The following is an 18,384-nucleotide window of genomic DNA, read 5'->3' as shown; positions in this document are numbered from 1 at the left end:
GATTAAAATCAACCGGTTGTGTTTTTTCTGTTGAGATCGTGAACTGAACCACACTTTGCGCTACCATCAGGGCGCGATAAAAAGGAGCCATTTAATGAGCATGAAAGAGAGCGAAATGACGCAAGAAAAAGAGAGGCCAGCAGGTAGCCAGAGCTTGTTTCGCGGCCTGATGCTGATTGAGATCCTCAGTAACTATCCGAACGGGTGTCCGCTTGCGCATTTATCGGAACTGGCGGGGCTGAATAAGAGCACCGTGCACCGGCTGTTGCAGGGATTGCAGTCGTGCGGGTACGTTACGCCGGCACCCGCGGCGGGTAGCTATCGCCTGACCACCAAATTTATCGCCGTCGGGCAAAAGGCGCTGTCGTCGCTCAATATCATCCACGTGGCGGCACCGCACCTTGAAGCGCTGAATATTGCCACTGGCGAAACGGTGAACTTTTCCAGCCGGGAAGACGACCACGCCATCCTGATTTATAAGCTTGAACCGACAACCGGTATGCTGCGCACGCGTGCCTATATCGGTCAGCATATGCCGCTCTACTGCTCTGCGATGGGCAAAATCTACATGGCGTTTGGTCATCAGGATTATGTGGCGAGCTACTGGGAAAGCCATCAGGAACAGATCCAACCTTTGACGCGCAACACCATCACTGAGCTGAGCGCCATGTATGATGAGCTGGCGGAGATTCGCGATCGCAGCATGGCGATGGACAAAGAAGAGAACGAGCTGGGCGTCTCCTGCATTGCCGTGCCGGTCTTTGACATCCACGGCCGCGTACCGTATGCGATCTCTATATCGCTATCAACGTCGCGCATGAAGCAGGTGGGTGAGAAAAACTTACTCAAGCCGCTGCGCGAAACGGCAGAGGCTATCTCAAAAGAGTTGGGTTTTAACGTGCGCGAGGCGTAACACATGAACCGATTTATCATGGCGGATGCGGAAAAATGCATAGGGTGCCGCACCTGTGAAGTGGCCTGTGCGGTGTCGCATCAGGATGCCGTCTCCGCAAATGCCTTTAGGCCCCGCCTTCGGGTGGTTAAGGGAAGTTCATACACGACGTCAGTGGGTTGCCATCAGTGCGAGGATGCGCCGTGTGCCAACGTCTGCCCAACCCATGCCATTCGCCGCACGGCAGGCGCCTGGCTCGTTGAGCAGGCGCGCTGTATTGGGTGCAAAAGCTGTATGGTGGCGTGTCCGTTTGGGGCAATGCAGGTTCGGCTGGAGGGAAACAGGGCGCACGCGCTGAAATGTGATTTGTGCATGCATCGCGAAGGCGGACCGGCCTGTGTGGAAGCCTGCCCAACCCACGCGTTGCGCTGTGTTGACCCCGCCAGACTACGCGCCGAGCGGCAACGACATCTGGCGTAAGGCTTTACTAACCGTCTTCGCGCCAGGCTTTCTCGATTTCTTCAGCCAGAATTTTGACGCCCGCTTCGATTTTTTCCGGATCGGGCACGTAGTTCATGCGCATGCACTGGTGTGTATGCGGCCACGGCTTATCCAGACCCGGGAAGAAGTAGTCGCCCGGCACCATCAGCACGCCGCGCTTTTTCAGGCGCTGGTAGAGCAGTTCGGTGGTGATAGGCAAATCCTTAAACCACAGCCACAGGAAAATAGCCCCTTCAGGTTTGTGGATCAGGCAGCGTTCTTCCGGTAAGTAGCGGCGAAGTGTCGCAATCGTCTCCTGAACGCGCTGGTAATAGAAAGGTTTAATCACGTCATTCGACAGACGCAGCAGGTCGTTGCGTTTGATCATTTCGCACATCATCGCCGGGCCAATGCCGCCCGGTGAAAGGCTGATAATGCCGTTCATATTGGTAATGGCGGTGATGATTTTCTCATTGGCGATGATGATGCCGCAGCGGCTGCCCGGCAGACCCAGCTTAGAGAGGCTCATGCACAGGACAATGTTCGGGTTCCACAGCGGGCGTGCTTCGCTGAAGATAATGCCCGGGAACGGCACGCCGTAGGCGTTATCGATCACCAGCGGAATGCCGTGCTGATTCGCCAGCGCATCCAGCTTCATTAGCTCGTCGTCGGTGATCACGTTGCCCGTTGGGTTCGTCGGTCGTGATACGCAGATCATACCCGTCTCTTCACCAATATGCAGGTGTTCAAAATCGACGTGATATTTGAACTGCCCTTCCGGCAGCAGCTCAATATTCGGGCGCGCGGAGACGAACAGATCCTCTTCCAGGCCGGAATCGGCATAGCCGATATACTCCGGGGCCAGCGGGAACAGCACTTTTTTGGTGGTGCCGTCGGCGCGACGTCCAGCGAACAGATTAAACAAGTAGAAAAACGCGCTCTGGCTGCCGTTTGTCAGTGCAATATTCTGTGGTTCGATATCCCAGCCCAGCTCTTTACGCAGCATTTCGGCGAGGAGTGCCAGCAGTTCGGTTTTACCCTGCGGGCCGTCGTAGTTGCAAAGCGCATCGGTTGCTTTGCCGCTTTCCAGCATCTGAGCGAGCAGGGTCTGGAAATAGGTATTCATCTCCGGGATTTGAGCCGGGTTTCCGCCGCCGAGCATGATTGCGCCCGGTGTGCGCAGCCCGTCGTTGAGGTCCTCCATCAGGCGAGTAATGCCTGAATGGCGGGTAAATTTGTCGCCGAAAAGTGAAAACGTCATAGCAGGTGATCTGTCGAGCTTATTTTGAAAGTGGGTAACCATAACGCTAGCACCGTGTTGGTGCAAATCGGGTGGTGTGGTCGGATTTGTCGTTTTATAGGGTGGGGAAGTGTTTATTCAGTGAATTGTTCTGGTGAATTTTCCCCTCACCCTAACCCTCTCCCCACAGGGGAGAGGGGACAGCACGGAGCCGTCTTTTCTCCCTCGCCCCTTTGGGGAGAGGGCCGGGGTGAGGGGTGTGGTCTATTGATTACCTGCCCATACCACCATCACCTTATCGCCATTATGCTCGCGCACGAAGCCGTACCCCTCTTTCAGCGACAGCGTGGTTTGCTTGCCTTCACCGATCGCCGGATGGCGGGCGCGGAACTGGCCCAGCGTTTGCCAGTGGGCGACGGTTAGGGCCTGCTTGCCCGTGACGTCCTGCCAGTTCATATCAGAACGGGTGCCCTGCAGCGGGTCGGAGCCCGTCGGGCCGAACGGGCGTTCAGATTCATCCCCGTAATAGATTTGTACGCTACCCGGCGCTAACAGAAGCAGCTCGGCCGCGCGCTGGCCGCCTTCGCGGAACAGGCGCGTGTCATGCGAAGAGAGGTAGCTCAGGACGTTGAAGCTTTGCAGCTTTTCCGCCATCTGCTGCCACGTGAGGTCGATATCGGCCAGGCAATTGACCGCTTTTGCCGCCTGCTCCTGATAGTCAAAGTTGATCATCGCATCAAAACCGTGGCGGTAATAATCGCTCTGCATGACCCCGTGGCCCCAGGATTCGCCGGTCATCCAGAATGGCGCGTTGTCGAGCTTTTTGTCCGGGTTCGCGCCTTTCCAGGCGGCCAGCGCCTGGCTTGCCTGGTCTTTCAGCTGCTGCCAGGCCGCAAGCTCAACGTGCTTCGCGGTATCTACCCGGAAACCGTCGATGCCATAGTCACGTACCCACTGGCTGAGCCAGTGGGTCAGGTAGTCGCGCGGGGTATATCCCGGAATGGCTTTCGCATGGGAATCGGACTTGTGATGATAGAAGTTAGGTAACCCGGAAGGCGCGGTGGATTCCGTTTTGAGATCGGGTAAGAATGCCAGCGACATGGTTAAATCATCGAAGCCCGGGTTGTCGTAATCGCCAATGTCGGTGCGGATCCACTTTTTACCCCACCATTTTTCCCATGCGGCTTTGTCGCTAAAGTTAATGTAGTCGTTAAAGCTGTGCCAGCTTTGGCCTGCGCCCGGCTTCCAGTCCGTCCAGCGTTCTCCCAGCGTTTTTTTGAGCTCATCGCCCTGCAGGTACAAGGCGCCAAACTGATACTCCTGCATGTCCGCAAGCGTTGCGTAGCCCGTGTGGTTCATCACGATGTCAAACAGGATGCGGATGCCGCGTTTATGCGCTTCGTCAACAAGATGGCGTAAATCCTCTTCGGTCCCCATATTGGCGTCGAGCGTCGTCCAGTCCTGAGTGTAATAGCCGTGATAGGCGTAGTGCGGGAAATCCCCTTTGGTTCCACCACCAACCCAGCCGTGGATCTGCTCAAGCGGAGAGCTTATCCAGAGGGCGTTCACGCCCAGCTGCTGTAAATAATTGAGCTTGCCGGCAAGTCCCTTAAGATCGCCACCGTGGAATGTGCCGATCTCCTGCATACCGTCTTTATGACGGCCATAGCTGTTGTCGTTGCCAGGATCGCCATTGACATAACGGTCGGTCAGCACGAAATAGACGGTGGCGTTTTGCCAGCTAAACGGCGCAGGTTTGTCGGTTTCGGCGCGCTCAAGCAGCAGCAGGCCGTTACTGTTGGCGGCTGGCTGCAGGGTGATTTTTCCATTCTGCACCGTCGCCGTCTGTTTACTGTAGTAGTCGCGCACCGCGGAACCTTCCGGGAAGGTATGGCTGACGTCCAGCGTCAGCGGTTTACCGTCCCACTTCGGGCACTGGCGGATAACGTTTGCTACCGGCTGTTCTGCGGCGCTCTGGATGGTCAGCAGCAGGGTGGGCGTACCGGAGCGGGTATCAATCCGCATCTGGTATTCACCGTCGCGGAAAAGGCGCCACTGCGGTGGCGTGGCGTCACAGGGTTTGAGCGACAGCATCTCATTGAGTTTTATCGCTTCTGAGGGCTGCCAGCACGTGTTGTCAAAACTCACGGTCAAAGGACGCGTACCCTTCGCAAGCTTTGCCTGGCTGGTGAAAATCCCCGTGCCTTCGGGGCTGAATGCAGTAAATCCTGGTGATGACCAGTCTGCATGTGCCAGTGCGGGTAACATCAGAAAGGCTATTGCGGTGCGTTTCATTCCATTTTCCTGTCGCGGCATTTTTAACCAGTTTGCCATCAGGCGAAGGGTAAAAACTCATCCCCCATCGCTTTCTGCCAGGAGGATGCGTGAGGATGAGTGATCTCGCGCAAAATTAAGCAGTTAACTGCGATACCGCACACATTTTTTCGGAAATGGTGTTTTTGTGAGCAAGTTTTAGATGACATAGTTTCGGAATTGGACTATTTCTATACGTGCTCTTGAAGTCTATTTTTGCTATGATTTGAGATTCCGCTCTCAAATTTGTGAAAAAAATAAGGTGTTGGGATGATTACATCCGACCAGGAGACCTAATGATATCGACTCCCATTCGACGATATGGGGCTGCGATACTCATGTTACTCACCACGGCATTTTCGGGTGAGGTGCTTGCGAAGACGCACACGGATACAACGAGTAAGAAAGCCCACGTAATAAAGACGACAAGTAGTAAGGTTAGCAGTAAACAAGAGTATTCTCGCAATAGTGCAAAGAGTAGTTCACTTCCTGATTTGCGAAAATACCCTTCCGGAACACCAAGGAAAAAAGCGTTTCTCCGGACGGTAATGCCTTACATCACGAGTCAAAATGCCGCGATTACTGCGGATCGTAACTGGCTAATTTCCAAACAGTACGATAGCCGCTGGTCGCCGTCAGAACGTGCGCGTCTGAAAGATATCACGAAGCGCTACAAGCTGAGCTGGAACGGTAACACGCGTCGTGTACCGTGGAATTCTCTCCTTGAGCGTGTAGATATCATCCCGGGTAGCATGGTTGCGACCATGGCTGCTGCCGAAAGCGGCTGGGGTACTTCAAAGCTGGCGCGCAGCAACAACAACCTTTTCGGTATGAAGTGTGGGAAAGGTCGTTGTAATAATGCGCCTGGCAAGGTGAAAGGCTATTCTCAGTTTGAATCCGTGAAAGATTCCGTGAGTGCCTACGTGGTGAACCTGAACACGCACCCGGCCTACTCCTCATTCCGTAAATCACGCGCGCAGTTGCGTAAAGCGGATCAGGAAGTGACGGCCAGCACGATGATCCACAAGCTGAAAGGTTATTCGACGAAGGGACAGAGCTATAACAACTATCTGTTCGCCATGTACCAGGATAACCAGCGCTTAATTGCCGCCCACATGTAATCTCAAAAAAACGCCTTCCTCTGGAAGGCGTTTTCTTTTCTATATCAGCACCTCGCTGTGGCGATCCCGATACTCTTTTGGCGTGGTGTCATACTCTTTGCGAAACACCGAATAGAAATATTGCAGGGACGGGTAACCGCACATCTGCGAGATTTCGTTGATCGACAGTGACGTGGAAATGAGCAGGCTACGGGCTTTTTCCAGCTTCTCAGCGTGGATGACGGCATGAATGGTCTCGCCCACTTCTTCTTTGAACCGCTTCTCCAGATTCGAACGCGAAATGCCTACCGAATCCAGAACCTGATCGACCTTAATCCCTTTGCAGGCGTGGTTGCGAATATAGTGCATGGCCTGAATGACGGCGGGGTCGCTTAAGGAGCGATAGTCGGTTGAGCGACGTTCCACGACGCGGACAGGGGGCACGAGCAGGCGCTGAAGCGACAAGGATTCGTTATCCAGCAGACGATGCAGCAGCTTCGCGGCCTGGTAGCCCATCTGACGCGTTCCTTGTGCAACGGAGGAGAGCGCCACGCGAGACAGATAGCGGGTCAGTTCTTCGTTATCAATCCCAATCACGCACAGTTTTTCGGGCACCGGGATGTGTAAATGTTCGCAGACCTGCAGCACGTGACGCGCGCGGGCATCCGTCACGGCGATGATGCCGGTTTGAGGCGGCAGCGTTTGCAGCCAGTCCGCCAGGCGGTTTTGCGCGTGCTGCCAGTTTTCCGGCGCGGTTTCCAGCCCCTGATAGACCACGCCGCGATACTTCTCCTGGGCGACCAGCTGGCAAAACGCGTGTTCGCGCTCAACGGCCCAGCGCTTGCCGCTGGTGGCGGGTAGGCCATAAAACGCGAAGCGATGAACGCCTTTCTCTTTTAAATGGAGAAAGGCGGCCTCGACCAGGGCATGGTTATCGGTGGCAATATAGTGGACCGGCGGGTAGTTTTCGGGCGAATGGTAGGAGCCGCCGACGCCCACTATCGGCACGTCGACGTCGGTCAGCAGTTGCTCGATGACGGGATCGTCATAGTCGGCGATGACGCCATCGCCCAGCCAGTCTTTGATGTTCTCCAGACGGGTGCGGAAATCTTCTTCAATAAAAATATCCCACTCGGATTGCGACGCCTGCAAATATTCACCAACGCCCTCCACCACCTGACGGTCGTAGGCTTTATTGGCATTGAATAACAACGTAATGCGGTGACGCTTTTCAAACATGGCTCACTTCCCAATTAGTCACAATACCGTTATCAGGCCCGTCGCTTGGTTGCCGAGTCCATCCAGACTGCCAGTAAAAGAATGGCCCCCTTGACGATATACTGCCAAAACGTCGGGACGTCCATCATACTCATCCCGTTATCCAGCGAAGCCATAATAAACGCCCCCATGACCGCTCCCGCCACGCTGCCGATACCTCCTGCAAGGCTGGTGCCGCCAATCACGCAGGCGGCGATAGCATCCAGCTCGGCAATGTTACCGGCGGAGGGAGAGCCGGCCCCCAGACGCGAACTGAGGATCAACCCGGCGATGGCGACCATCAGGCCGTTAATAGCAAAGACCGCGAGTTTGGTGCGTTCGACGTTGATACCCGACAGACGGGCAGCCTCAAGGTTGCCGCCAATCGCATAAATACGGCGGCCAAACGCGGTGCGCGTGGCCATAAACATGCCGCCCAGCAGCAGAAGCGCCAGCAGCAGCACGGGTGTCGGGACACCGCGATAGTCGTTAAGAAGCCAGATTGCGCCCAGCACAATGACTGCCGTGAGCGCCTGACGCCCCACTACCGACGTTGATGCCGGAGAAGCCAGCCCCAGCGCCTGACGGCGCATACGTCCACGCCACTGCCACGCGACAAACGCCAGCAACCCAATCACACCGATCGTAAAGCCTATGCTATCTGAGAGGTAACTCTGACCAATCTGCGACATCGCCGCGCTGGTGGGGGAGACGGTGGTACCGTTGGTGATGCCGATTAAGATCCCACGGAAGGCCAGCATCCCCGCCAGGGTGACAATGAACGACGGCACTTTACGGTAGGCGACCCACCAGCCGTTCCAGGCCCCCAGGACCAACCCCAAAACCAGCGTGACCGCTACGGTCAGCGGCAGCGGCCAGCCGAGCCAGACGTCAAAAATGGCCGCCACACCGCCGAGCAGCCCCATCATCGAACCGACCGACAGGTCGATTTCCGCAGAGATAATCACGAACACCATGCCCACGGCCAGAATGCCGGTGATGGCAGTCTGGCGGAGCAGGTTAGAGACGTTACGCGCGCTTAGGTAAGAGCCATCTGTCATCCAGGTAAAGAACAGCATGATGACGATAATTGCCGCGATCATCACGAAAACCTGCAGGTTCAGCGCTTTTAACCCCGCGAACGCACCGGGCGTCGGAACAGCGACTTTGATATCAGACGGATTGCTTTTCGACATGACGTTCGCTCCTTAAAGCGGCTTCCATCACCTGCTCCTGCGTCAGGTTCTGGTTAATCAGGTTGGCTTTCAGTTTTCCCTCGTGCATGACCAGCACGCGGTCGCTCAGGCCGAGCACTTCGGGTAACTCAGACGAGATGACAATGACGGCAATCCCTTGCTGTACAAGCTGATTAATCAGTTTGTAGATTTCATATTTGGCACCGATATCAATCCCGCGCGTTGGCTCATCAAGGATTAATATGCGTGGATTGAGCAGCAGACAGCGCGCCAGAATCGCCTTCTGCTGGTTGCCGCCGCTCAGACGGCCAATGGCCAGTTCCGGTGAGGATGTTTTTACCTTCAGTCTGGCAAGCGACTGAAGAATGCACTGCTGCTCAGCGGCATCGTCCAGGCTGCTCAGCGTACCGGAGAACCGATCGAGTGCCGCAAGCGTAATGTTTTTACCTACCGCCATGACCGGCACGATGCCGTCTTTTTTACGATCTTCCGGCACCATGGCAATGCCGCGGGCAATTGCCTGCTGGCAGCTGTCGATTTTCACCGGCTGGCCGTCGATATAAATCGTGCCCTCCCAGCGCCCCGGCCACACGCCAAACAGGCACTGTACGGCTTCGGTACGCCCGGCGCCGACGAGCCCCGCAATGCCGAGGATTTCGCCGCTGTGAAGAGAAAACGAGACGTTATTGACGCGCTTGATGTGGCGGTTAACGGGGTGCCACGCCGTCAGGTTTTCCACGCGTAATACTTCATCACCCGTTTCGTGGGGCTCATTCGGGTAGAGCGCCGTCAGCTCGCGGCCCACCATCATGGTGATGATGTCATCTTCACTCATGCCTGCGGCTTCACGCGTGCCGATGTGCTGCCCGTCGCGGATCACGCAGATGGTGTCCGAAATGGCTTTAACCTCGTTCAGCTTGTGCGAAATGTAGATGCAGGCGATGCCGTGGTTTTGCAGATCGCGGATGATATTGAGGAGAACCGCGGTTTCCTGTTCGGTGAGCGAGGCCGTTGGCTCGTCAAGGATCAGCAGCCTGACCTGTTTATTAAGCGCTTTCGCTATTTCGACCAGCTGCTGTTGCCCGAGGCCCAGATCCCCCACGCGGGTATCCGGTGAAATGTTGAGGCTCACCTGCGCCAGCAGCTTTTCACAGCGGAGCGTCATGGTGTCGTAATCCAGTACGCCATGGCGGGAAATTTCGGCCCCAAGGAAGATATTTTCCAGCACGGTGAGGTGCTTCACCAGCGCCAGCTCCTGGTGAATGATGGCGATGCCTTTGCGTTCGGTATCGCGAATGTGTGTCGCCTGGATAACTTCACCGGCAAAGACGATTTCGCCTTCGTAGCTGCCGTGTGGGTAGATCCCGCACAGCACTTTCATCAGCGTTGACTTGCCCGAACCGTTCTCGCCACACAGCGAAACCACTTCGCCGGGGTTCAGCCGGAGACTGACGTTGTCGACGGCTTTCACCGTGCCAAAGCGCTTGGTGATGCTTTTCATTTCAAGTAAATAAGGCATAACTGCTCCACATAACCCGAGGGAAGAACAGTACAACGTGATGCGCCCCCGCAGTGCAGGGGCCGCGCTGGATTACAGTTCGCTCTTCTTGTGGAAACCATCTTTGATGACGGTGGCGTCAATGTTCTCTTTATTGACTTCAATTGGCGTAAGTAGACGAGCCGGGACGTCTTTAAGCCCGTTATTCAGCGTTGCGTCTGCTTTAGGTTGCTTACCATTGCCCAGATCCACGGCGATTTCCGCCGCCGTATTGGCAAGCTGGGTAATCGGTTTGTAGACCGTCATGGTTTGGGTGCCTGCAATGATGCGTTTTACCCCGGCCAGATCGGCGTCCTGCCCTGAGATGGCGACTTTCCCGGCCAGCCCCTGGGCGCTCAGAGCCTGAATCGCACCGCCAGCGGTGGCATCGTTGGAGGCCACGACCGCATCAATTTTGTTATTGTTGGCCGTCAGCGCGTTTTCCATAATTTTCAGCGCGTTTTCTGGCAGCCAGCCGTCGGCCCATTGGTCGCCAACCACTTTAATTTTTCCGTCGTCGATGTACGGCTTAAGGACTTTCATTTGCCCTTCGCGGAACAGCTTGGCGTTGTTATCCACCGGCGAACCGCCCATCAGGAAATAATTGCCCTGAGGCACTTTGTCGATCAGGCTTTGCGCCTGTAATTCCCCAACTTTTTCATTGTCGAACGAAATATAATAATCAATATCCGCATTATTAATCATGCGGTCATAGGCCAGAACTTTTATGCCTTCTTGTTTGGCTTCTTTCACCACGTTACTTAATACCTGGCCGTTATAGGGGATAATGACCAGGACATCAACGCCGCGGTTGATCATATTCTCAATTTGCGACATTTGTGTTTCTTCGTTGCCGTTAGCCGACTGAACAAACACGCTTGCGCCAAGTGATTCTGCTTTTTTAACAAAAATATCGCGATCTTTTTGCCAGCGCTCCAGGCGAAGGTCGTCAATCGCCATGCCAATTTTGACCTCTTTGGCATGACCGGCAAAACTGGCAAGGAGGAGCGTAGTACAGAGCGTTAGGGTCAGGTTCTTTATCTTCATAATTATTAGGCCTTTTGTAGGGGTATGTGTTGCTGAGATAAAAGAAACATTCACTGCTGAGACGCAGCAAATTTTTAACGCGGAAAGGCGGGCTGGCAATTACAGATTTTTATCTTCCCATTATGATATTTGGTTTATTTCTGAATTTATGACCGCGATCGGATTTTAAAATACGTAACGTCTTAATTACATTTGATTCTGGAATGTGCACCGAAAAATAGTTTGTCTGCGCATTATTTTGCGAGCCAGCGCACAGTTGCGCATTCTCTCAATAGCAGTGTGAAATAACGTAATTGAGCAACCCAAAATGTCTATTCACTATTACTCCTGTATCAACGACTCGCCGCATACCCTGATTATGGAGCTCAATATGCAAGCTTATTTCGACCAACTCGATCGCGTTCGTTACGAAGGTCCAAAAACGACCAATCCTTTAGCATTTCGTCACTACAACCCGGATGAGCTGGTGCTGGGTAAGCGCATGGAAGATCATTTGCGCTTTGCCGCCTGTTACTGGCATACCTTTTGCTGGAACGGCGCCGATATGTTCGGCGTGGGTTCCTTTGACCGTCCTTGGCAACAGCCGGGTGAGGCCATCGAGCTGGCGAAACGTAAAGCCGATGTCGCGTTTGAGTTCTTCCACAAGCTGAACGTGCCGTACTACTGCTTCCATGACGTTGACGTGTCGCCAGAAGGCGCGTCGCTGAAAGAGTACCTGAACAATTTCGCGCAGATGGTGGATGTGCTGGCGGCGAAACAGCAGCAGAGCGGCGTGAAGCTGCTGTGGGGCACGGCAAACTGCTTCACGAACCCTCGCTACGGCGCGGGAGCGGCAACCAACCCGGATCCGGAAGTGTTTAGCTGGGCGGCCACGCAGGTGGTAACGGCAATGAACGCCACGCATCAGCTGGGCGGCGAAAACTATGTCCTGTGGGGCGGCCGCGAAGGCTATGAAACCCTGCTGAATACCGACCTGCGTCAGGAGCGCGAGCAGATTGGCCGCTTTATGCAGATGGTTGTCGACCATAAGCACAAAATCGGTTTCCGCGGCACGCTGCTGATCGAGCCGAAACCGCAGGAACCGACGAAGCACCAGTATGATTACGACGTGGCGACGGTGTATGGCTTCCTGAAGCAGTTCGGCCTGGAAAAAGAGATTAAAGTTAACATTGAAGCCAACCATGCCACTCTGGCGGGCCACTCTTTCCATCACGAGATTGCGTCTGCGATTGCGCTGGGTATCTTCGGCTCCGTTGATGCTAACCGTGGCGATGCGCAGCTGGGCTGGGATACAGACCAGTTCCCGAACAGCGTGGAAGAGAATGCGCTGGTGATGTACGAAATCATCAAAGCGGGCGGCTTCACCACCGGCGGCCTGAACTTTGACGCCAAAGTGCGTCGCCAGAGCACCGATAAATACGATCTGTTCTACGGCCACATTGGCGCGATGGACACGATGGCGCTGGCGCTGAAAGTGGCCGCGCGCATGATTGAAGACGGTGAGCTGGATAAACGCGTAGCGAAGCGTTATAGCGGCTGGAACAGTGAGCTGGGCCAGCAAATCCTGAAAGGTCAGTTATCGCTGGCGGAAATTGCGAAGTACGCTGAACAACATCAGCTGGCACCGCAGCACCAGAGCGGCCACCAGGAACTGCTGGAAAATCTGGTCAATCACTATTTGTTCGACAAGTAAAAACGTAGGCCCGGTAAGCGGCAGCGCCACCGGGCATTTCTGTCAAAGGAGCCACCACAATGTATATCGGGATCGATCTTGGCACATCGGGTGTGAAAGCCATCCTGTTAAGCGAGCAGGGCGACGTGTTAGCAACGCAGACGGAAAAGCTGCAGGTTTCACGTCCGCATCCTCTGTGGTCGGAACAGGATCCGGAACAGTGGTGGCAGGCGACGGATCGTGCAATACAGGCCTTAGGTGAACAACACAGCCTGCGTGACGTTAAAGCGCTCGGGATTGCCGGCCAAATGCACGGCGCTACGCTGCTGGACAGTCAGTATCGTGTGCTGCGTCCCGCTATTCTCTGGAATGACGGCCGCTGTGCAGAAGAGTGTGCGCTGCTTGAGACGCGTGTTCCTGCTTCTCGCGAGATTACCGGCAACCTGATGATGCCCGGCTTTACAGCGCCTAAATTGCTGTGGGTTCAGCGCCACGAACCGGACATTTTCCGTCAGGTGGCGAAAGTCTTGCTGCCAAAAGATTATCTGCGTTTTCGCATGACGGGCGATTTTGCCTCCGACATGTCGGATGCCGCCGGCACGATGTGGCTGGACGTGGCGAAGCGTGACTGGAGCGAGGCAATGCTGGATGCCTGCCAGCTGACCCGTGAGCATATGCCCGCGCTGTTCGAAGGCAGTGAGGTGACGGGCACATTGCTGCCGGCGGTTGCTGAACGCTGGAATATGCCTGCCGTACCGGTGGTTGCCGGGGGCGGTGACAACGCGGCGGGGGCTGTCGGTGTCGGCATGGTTGAGGCAGGGCAGGCCATGCTTTCTCTGGGAACGTCTGGCGTCTATTTTGCCGTCAGCGACGGGTATCGCAGCAATCCTGAAAGCGCCGTGCACAGCTTCTGCCATGCCCTTCCGGGGAAATGGCATTTAATGTCGGTGATGCTCAGCGCGGCGTCCTGCCTGGACTGGGCGGCGAAGCTCACCGGCATGGCCGACGTTCCGGCGCTCATTTCTGCGGCCCAGCAGGCGGATGACGATGCGGGTACCGTCTGGTTTTTACCGTATCTTTCCGGCGAGCGTACGCCGCATAACAACCCGGAAGCGAAAGGGGTGTTCTTTGGCTTAACCCATCAGCATGGCCCGGCAGAACTGGCGCGTGCGGTTCTGGAAGGCGTGGGGTATGCGCTGGCCGACGGGATGGACGTGGTGCATGATTGCGGCCTGAAACCGGCAAGCGTCACCCTGATTGGCGGCGGCGCGCGAAGCCCGTACTGGCGGCAGATGCTGGCGGATATCAGCGGATTGCAGCTGGATTTTCGCACCGGTGGCGATGTCGGGCCCGCGCTCGGCGCAGCGCGACTGGCGCAGATAGCCATGAACCCGGAAAAACCGCTTTCTCAACTGTTGCCACAGCTTACGCTTGAACAGGCGCATTTGCCTGACGCGGCACGCCATGCGCGTTACGCGGAAAGGCGCGACGTGTTCCGCAAAATCTATCAGCAGCTGCTGCCGCTGATGTCGTAAACATCCTTGTCCGGCAGAGGCACGATGATGTCCTTTTTTGGTCTGTGCGTGCCTTCGTTTCCTTGCCAGTATGGTGTCACACCCACTGGCGAGGAGATCCATCATGTCACGCATTGCATTAATCAATATCGATACTCAGCAGTCATTTCACCATCGCAATTACTGGCAGGAAGACGATATTCCTGCCTTTCAGCAGGCCATGCTGGGGCTGATTGAAGGCTGCAAAGCGCGCGGTATTCCGGTCGTTGATATTTTTCATGTTGATGAAGATGGCCCTTTCACGCTGCAAAGCGGCTATGTCAAACCGATGGCCTTTTTGCGTCATCAGCCGGATGTGGTTTTCCAGAAACACGTCCATAATGCCTTCACGGATACCGGGCTTGACCGCTGGCTGCGCGAGCGCGATATCAACCAGCTGATCGTGTGCGGCATTCGCACTGAACAATGCTGTGAAACCACCGCACGGGTGGCATCCGATCTGGGTTATGCTGTGACCTTTGTGAGCGAGGCAACGCTGACGTTTCCCATGACGTACAAGGGCATTACCCTTAGCGCAGCGGAAATTCGCCATCGTACCGAAACGGTACTGGCCGGGCGTTTTGCCGAGATTAAAACGGTAGCGGAGACGCTGGAGTCACTGTAATGCGCATCGACGTCTGGTTCGTGATGATGCCCGGGGTGCTGTCGTTAGATTTGACCGGCCCGGCTGAGACCTTTGTGCTGGCAGGCGACGCGTTTCGTCTGCACTACATTGGCCCGCAGCCTGAGGTTCCGACGTCGATAGGCCTGACGATGAGCGGCATTAAGCCGCTGCCCGAAAGCCTGCCTCCCGGCAGCCTGCTGGTGCTGCCGGGAGTGAGCGACTCCCGCTGTCAATTCTCCACGCCGCAGGCGCAGCAGATCCAGCACTGGCTGATGCGCCTGCAGCCGCAGATCCAGCGCCAGGATATCACCGTGATGTGCGTCTGTTCAGGGGCGCTGCTGGCGGCGAACTCGGGCCTGTTGAACAACAGACAGTGCACAACCCACCATGACGTTATTAGCCGTCTGCGCACCGCGGCTCCCACGGCGACGATTAAAGAAAACCGGATATTTGTGCAGGATGAGAATATCTGGACCAGCGCCGGGATCACGTCGGGCATCGATCTGGCGCTGCATATGATTAACCGCCTGTGCGGTCCCGAAAAGGCGCTGACCGTGGCGCGTGAGATGGTGGTCTGGTTCCGCCGTTCCGGTGACGATCCTCAGCTATCTCCGTGGCTACGCTATCGCAATCATCTTCATCCGGCCATCCATCGGGCGCAGGATGCGCTTACCGCCGAGCCGCAAAAAGCATGGAGCGTGCCAGATATCGCCTCACTGGCACACGTCAGCCCGCGTCATCTTACCCGGCTTTTCCAGCTACATTTAGGGATTAGCGTTCGCGATTACCTGGAGCAGCTGCGTCTGGCGGTGGCGGAGCAGTGGCTTTTGCAGGGGCGCGGAGTGGAACAGGCTTCACTGGCGGCAGGGTTTTCCTCCCCGCGCCAGTACCATCGCGCCCGGCAGCGAAGCGTTAGCTGACGAAGCGGCGCGTGTCGACTTTTTGCAGCAGCATCGACAGCAGCAGGCTGATTGCCAGCGTGGCGGCAAAAATCCAGATGATATCCAGCACCGGCCAGCTTTTTAGCTCAACGCCCCTCGTCCGTAGGGCGTGGATCACCAGCGCGTGAAAACCGTAAATTCCGAGAGAGTGCCGCGAGATCATACTCAGTACCGGCAGGGGACGCGCGTTCAGGGTGTTTTTGGCGAGCGTGAGCAGTGAAACGGCACAGATAAAGACCATCGGCCCGCAATACAGATACCAGGTATCGGCAAAATTGCCGCGCCACTGCAGCTCATGCAGCGTCCCGCGCGCTATCACCGCCACGCCAGCGATAAACAGCGCCGCGCAGAGCCAGTTCAGACCGCGTTTTTGCGTGTCCATCATGCCGATAGCGCGCCCCAGCATGCCGTAAAGCACGTAGTAAAAGGTATCGCCGTTGATATAAAGGTTAACCGGCAACCATTCAAATCCGTCGATTTTCTGCGAGACCGTATTCGGGTTGGCAACAATGCCAATCACCACCATCAGGGCCAAAAGCATTTTTCCGCTGACGTTTTTCACCTGGATGAGGGGGGAGACCAGATAGATAACGATAATGGCGAAGAAGAACCACAGGTGATAGAACACCGGTTTTTGCAGCACGTATTTCAGCGATAGCCCGGCGTTAATTGAGGTGAACAGGGTAATATAGAGTAAAGCAATGGCGCTGTAGAATCCCAGGCAGGCCGCGATGCGAATGAAGTGCCTCGGCTGCGCGCTACGCTCGCCAAAAAAGAGAAAGCCGGAAATCATAAAGAACAGCGGCACGCTGACGCGTGAAGCAGAGTTGAGAATATTGGCGATATCCCAGTTAACGGGGCTGATGCTGTGCGCATTGGTGATATACCAGGTCGTCGTGTGGATCATGACCACCATCAGACACGCTATTCCTCGCAGGTTATCAATCCAGTTAATTTTTGACTGCATCAGATCCTCGTATTCCCTGTAAATTGAGTGTGACTACCATTGTCCAAAAGTCTTCGTTTGGAAAATTCTGAGTTTTATTCAGCAGGCTTGTAGGGAGGCCGCGAGATTCGCAGAATGCCGGACCTTAATCTATAAAAGCTTTGATACTAAAAATAACAGCCACTGACCAGGGCGGTAATAAAAATGATGATGAAGCGTGCGGCGTCACTCTTTCTGCTGGTAATCCTCGCGGGATGCAGTGCCCCACAAGAAGCCCCTGTGCAAAAAGCGCAGCAGGGTAAAATGAGCCCGGAACGTTCACTGAATATGGAAGCGCTCTGCAAAGATAGAGCTGCCCGACGCTATAACTCGGACGTTCAGAACATTGATGTCACCGGGTTTGTGCGTTTTCAGGGAAGCTATGAGCTGCGGGGCCATACGTCACGTAAAGAGGGCTTTGTCTGCTCGTTTGATGCGGACGGCCAGTTTTTACACCTCTCCATGCGCTAGCCTGCTCGTATAATCAACAGCCAGACGCCCACAACGTTCTGGCTTAACTGCTTATTTCCCAATTTTCCCTAAACAACCCCGTTTCGTACTGTATATCTTGCAGCCAGCGGGTATACTGGTCCCTTCCATTTAAAACCACACGTATCCAGCACGAAATACTATGCAAAAGTTTGATACCAAGACCTTCCAGGGCCTGATCCTGACCTTACAGGATTACTGGGCTCGTCAGGGCTGTACCATTGTTCAACCTTTGGACATGGAAGTCGGCGCCGGCACTTCACACCCGATGACCAGCCTGCGCGCGTTGGGGCCAGAGCCAATGGCGACCGCGTATGTGCAGCCTTCCCGTCGTCCGACCGATGGTCGTTACGGTGAGAACCCGAACCGTCTGCAGCATTACTATCAGTTCCAGGTGGTGATTAAGCCATCACCAGACAATATTCAGGAACTGTACCTCGGGTCGCTGAAAGAGCTGGGTATGGATCCAACCATTCACGACATCCGTTTCGTGGAAGATAACTGGGAAAACCCAACGCTGGGTGCCTGGGGTCTGGGTTGGGAAGTGTGGCTGAACGGAATGGAAGTGACCCAGTTCACTTACTTCCAACAGGTTGGCGGTCTGGAATGTAAACCGATCACGGGTGAAATCACCTACGGTCTGGAACGTCTGGCCATGTACATTCAGGGCGTAGACAGCGTTTACGACCTGGTCTGGAGCGACGGCCCGCTGGGTAAAACTACCTACGGCGACGTGTTCCATCAGAACGAAGTGGAGCAATCCACCTATAACTTCGAATACGCGGACGTGGACTTCCTGTTCACCTGCTTCGAGCAGTACGAGAAAGAAGCGCAGCAGTTGCTGGCGCTGGAGACTCCGCTGCCGCTGCCTGCTTACGAGCGTATTCTGAAGGCCGCCCACAGCTTCAACCTGCTGGACGCCCGCAAAGCCATCTCCGTGACTGAACGTCAGCGCTACATTCTGCGTATTCGTACCCTGACCAAAGCCGTTGCAGAAGCTTACTATGCGTCCCGTGAAGCCCTTGGCTTCCCGATGTGCAACCGAAACAAATAAGAG

At 55.4% G+C, this 18,384-nt stretch carries 16 protein-coding genes; 9 read left to right on the top strand and 7 right to left on the bottom strand.

Translation table 11 applies throughout. The features are described from left to right. Positions 1 to 94: 94 nt before the first annotated feature. Positions 95 to 913, top strand: coding sequence for an IclR family transcriptional regulator YiaJ (gene yiaJ, locus AC3WOK_RS18280; RefSeq protein ID WP_021242452.1), 819 nt, complete (start codon positions 95 to 97; stop codon positions 911 to 913). Positions 914 to 916: 3 nt separating this feature from the next. Continuing rightward, the gene (locus AC3WOK_RS18275) at positions 917 to 1,372 is read left to right on the top strand and encodes a 4Fe-4S dicluster domain-containing protein (protein WP_492354917.1); all 456 of its coding nucleotides are present in this window, start codon (positions 917 to 919) and stop codon (positions 1,370 to 1,372) included. A 7-nt stretch (positions 1,373 to 1,379) separates the two neighbouring features. Here AC3WOK_RS18275 and avtA read toward each other — a convergent pair whose 3' ends face one another. Beyond that, on the bottom strand, positions 1,380 to 2,633 hold the full coding sequence (gene avtA / locus AC3WOK_RS18270) for a valine--pyruvate transaminase (protein ID WP_047347618.1): 1,254 nt from the start codon (positions 2,631 to 2,633) through the stop codon (positions 1,380 to 1,382). Between the two features lie 243 nt (positions 2,634 to 2,876). Continuing rightward, a complete protein-coding gene (locus AC3WOK_RS18265; RefSeq protein ID WP_492354916.1) occupies positions 2,877 to 4,907 on the bottom strand; it encodes an alpha-amylase in 2,031 nt (676 codons plus the stop codon). A gap of 314 nt (positions 4,908 to 5,221) precedes the next feature. On the opposite strand from AC3WOK_RS18265, the gene AC3WOK_RS18260 reads away from it, so the two are divergent. Continuing rightward, positions 5,222 to 6,046 (top strand): protein bax, encoded by an 825-nt coding sequence (locus AC3WOK_RS18260; RefSeq protein WP_047347620.1) that lies wholly within the window; start codon positions 5,222 to 5,224, stop codon positions 6,044 to 6,046. 39 nt (positions 6,047 to 6,085) lie between these two features. On the opposite strand, the gene xylR is transcribed toward AC3WOK_RS18260, so the two are convergent. The 4 genes from xylR to xylF all read right to left on the bottom strand — a co-directional run bounded on the left by xylR (position 6,086) and on the right by xylF (position 11,062). Then, a complete protein-coding gene (xylR, locus tag AC3WOK_RS18255) occupies positions 6,086 to 7,264 on the bottom strand; it encodes a D-xylose utilization transcriptional activator XylR (RefSeq protein WP_063429457.1) in 1,179 nt (392 codons plus the stop codon). Positions 7,265 to 7,296: 32 nt separating this feature from the next. Next, on the bottom strand, positions 7,297 to 8,478 hold the full coding sequence (gene xylH, locus AC3WOK_RS18250) for a xylose ABC transporter permease XylH (RefSeq protein WP_025759156.1): 1,182 nt from the start codon (positions 8,476 to 8,478) through the stop codon (positions 7,297 to 7,299). Then, positions 8,456 to 9,997 (bottom strand): xylose ABC transporter ATP-binding protein, encoded by a 1,542-nt coding sequence (locus AC3WOK_RS18245; RefSeq protein ID WP_059311813.1) that lies wholly within the window; start codon positions 9,995 to 9,997, stop codon positions 8,456 to 8,458. The genes xylH and AC3WOK_RS18245 overlap by 23 nt, the downstream gene beginning before the upstream one ends. Positions 9,998 to 10,069: 72 nt before the next feature. Continuing rightward, positions 10,070 to 11,062 carry a D-xylose ABC transporter substrate-binding protein gene (gene xylF / locus AC3WOK_RS18240; protein WP_059311812.1) on the bottom strand — a complete coding sequence of 331 codons (993 nt, stop codon included), beginning with the start codon at positions 11,060 to 11,062 and terminating at the stop codon, positions 10,070 to 10,072. Positions 11,063 to 11,432: 370 nt separating this feature from the next. Between xylF and xylA the strand changes: the two genes are divergently transcribed. The 4 genes from xylA (at position 11,433) to AC3WOK_RS18220 (ending at position 15,832) form a co-directional block, all read left to right on the top strand. After that, complete coding sequence (gene xylA / locus AC3WOK_RS18235; protein WP_123138914.1) at positions 11,433 to 12,755, top strand: xylose isomerase; 1,323 nt, start codon at positions 11,433 to 11,435, stop codon at positions 12,753 to 12,755. A gap of 59 nt (positions 12,756 to 12,814) precedes the next feature. Further along, positions 12,815 to 14,269: a xylulokinase gene (gene xylB / locus AC3WOK_RS18230; protein ID WP_492354915.1), complete on the top strand. Its 1,455-nt coding sequence runs from the start codon at positions 12,815 to 12,817 to the stop codon at positions 14,267 to 14,269. Between the two features lie 103 nt (positions 14,270 to 14,372). Further along, entirely contained in the window at positions 14,373 to 14,912 is a 540-nt protein-coding gene (locus AC3WOK_RS18225; protein WP_047347626.1) for an isochorismatase family protein, read from the top strand. Next, the gene (locus AC3WOK_RS18220; RefSeq protein WP_492354914.1) at positions 14,912 to 15,832 is read left to right on the top strand and encodes a GlxA family transcriptional regulator; all 921 of its coding nucleotides are present in this window, start codon (positions 14,912 to 14,914) and stop codon (positions 15,830 to 15,832) included. The genes AC3WOK_RS18225 and AC3WOK_RS18220 overlap by 1 nt, the downstream gene beginning before the upstream one ends. Here AC3WOK_RS18220 and AC3WOK_RS18215 read toward each other — a convergent pair. After that, entirely contained in the window at positions 15,825 to 16,820 is a 996-nt protein-coding gene (locus tag AC3WOK_RS18215; RefSeq protein WP_492354913.1) for an acyltransferase, read from the bottom strand. The genes AC3WOK_RS18220 and AC3WOK_RS18215 overlap by 8 nt on opposite strands. A 183-nt stretch (positions 16,821 to 17,003) precedes the next feature. On the opposite strand from AC3WOK_RS18215, the gene AC3WOK_RS18210 reads away from it, so the two are divergent. Together AC3WOK_RS18210 and glyQ are read left to right on the top strand one after the other, a co-directional pair. Continuing rightward, positions 17,004 to 17,309: a YsaB family lipoprotein gene (locus AC3WOK_RS18210; RefSeq protein WP_047347629.1), complete on the top strand. Its 306-nt coding sequence runs from the start codon at positions 17,004 to 17,006 to the stop codon at positions 17,307 to 17,309. 160 nt (positions 17,310 to 17,469) lie between these two features. Beyond that, entirely contained in the window at positions 17,470 to 18,381 is a 912-nt protein-coding gene (gene glyQ / locus AC3WOK_RS18205) for a glycine--tRNA ligase subunit alpha (protein WP_003860141.1), read from the top strand. Positions 18,382 to 18,384 lie beyond the last annotated feature (3 nt).

Source organism: Enterobacter sp. FW301-JW81, assembly GCF_058788735.1.
This window is presented reverse-complemented; position numbering and strand designations above follow the sequence as displayed.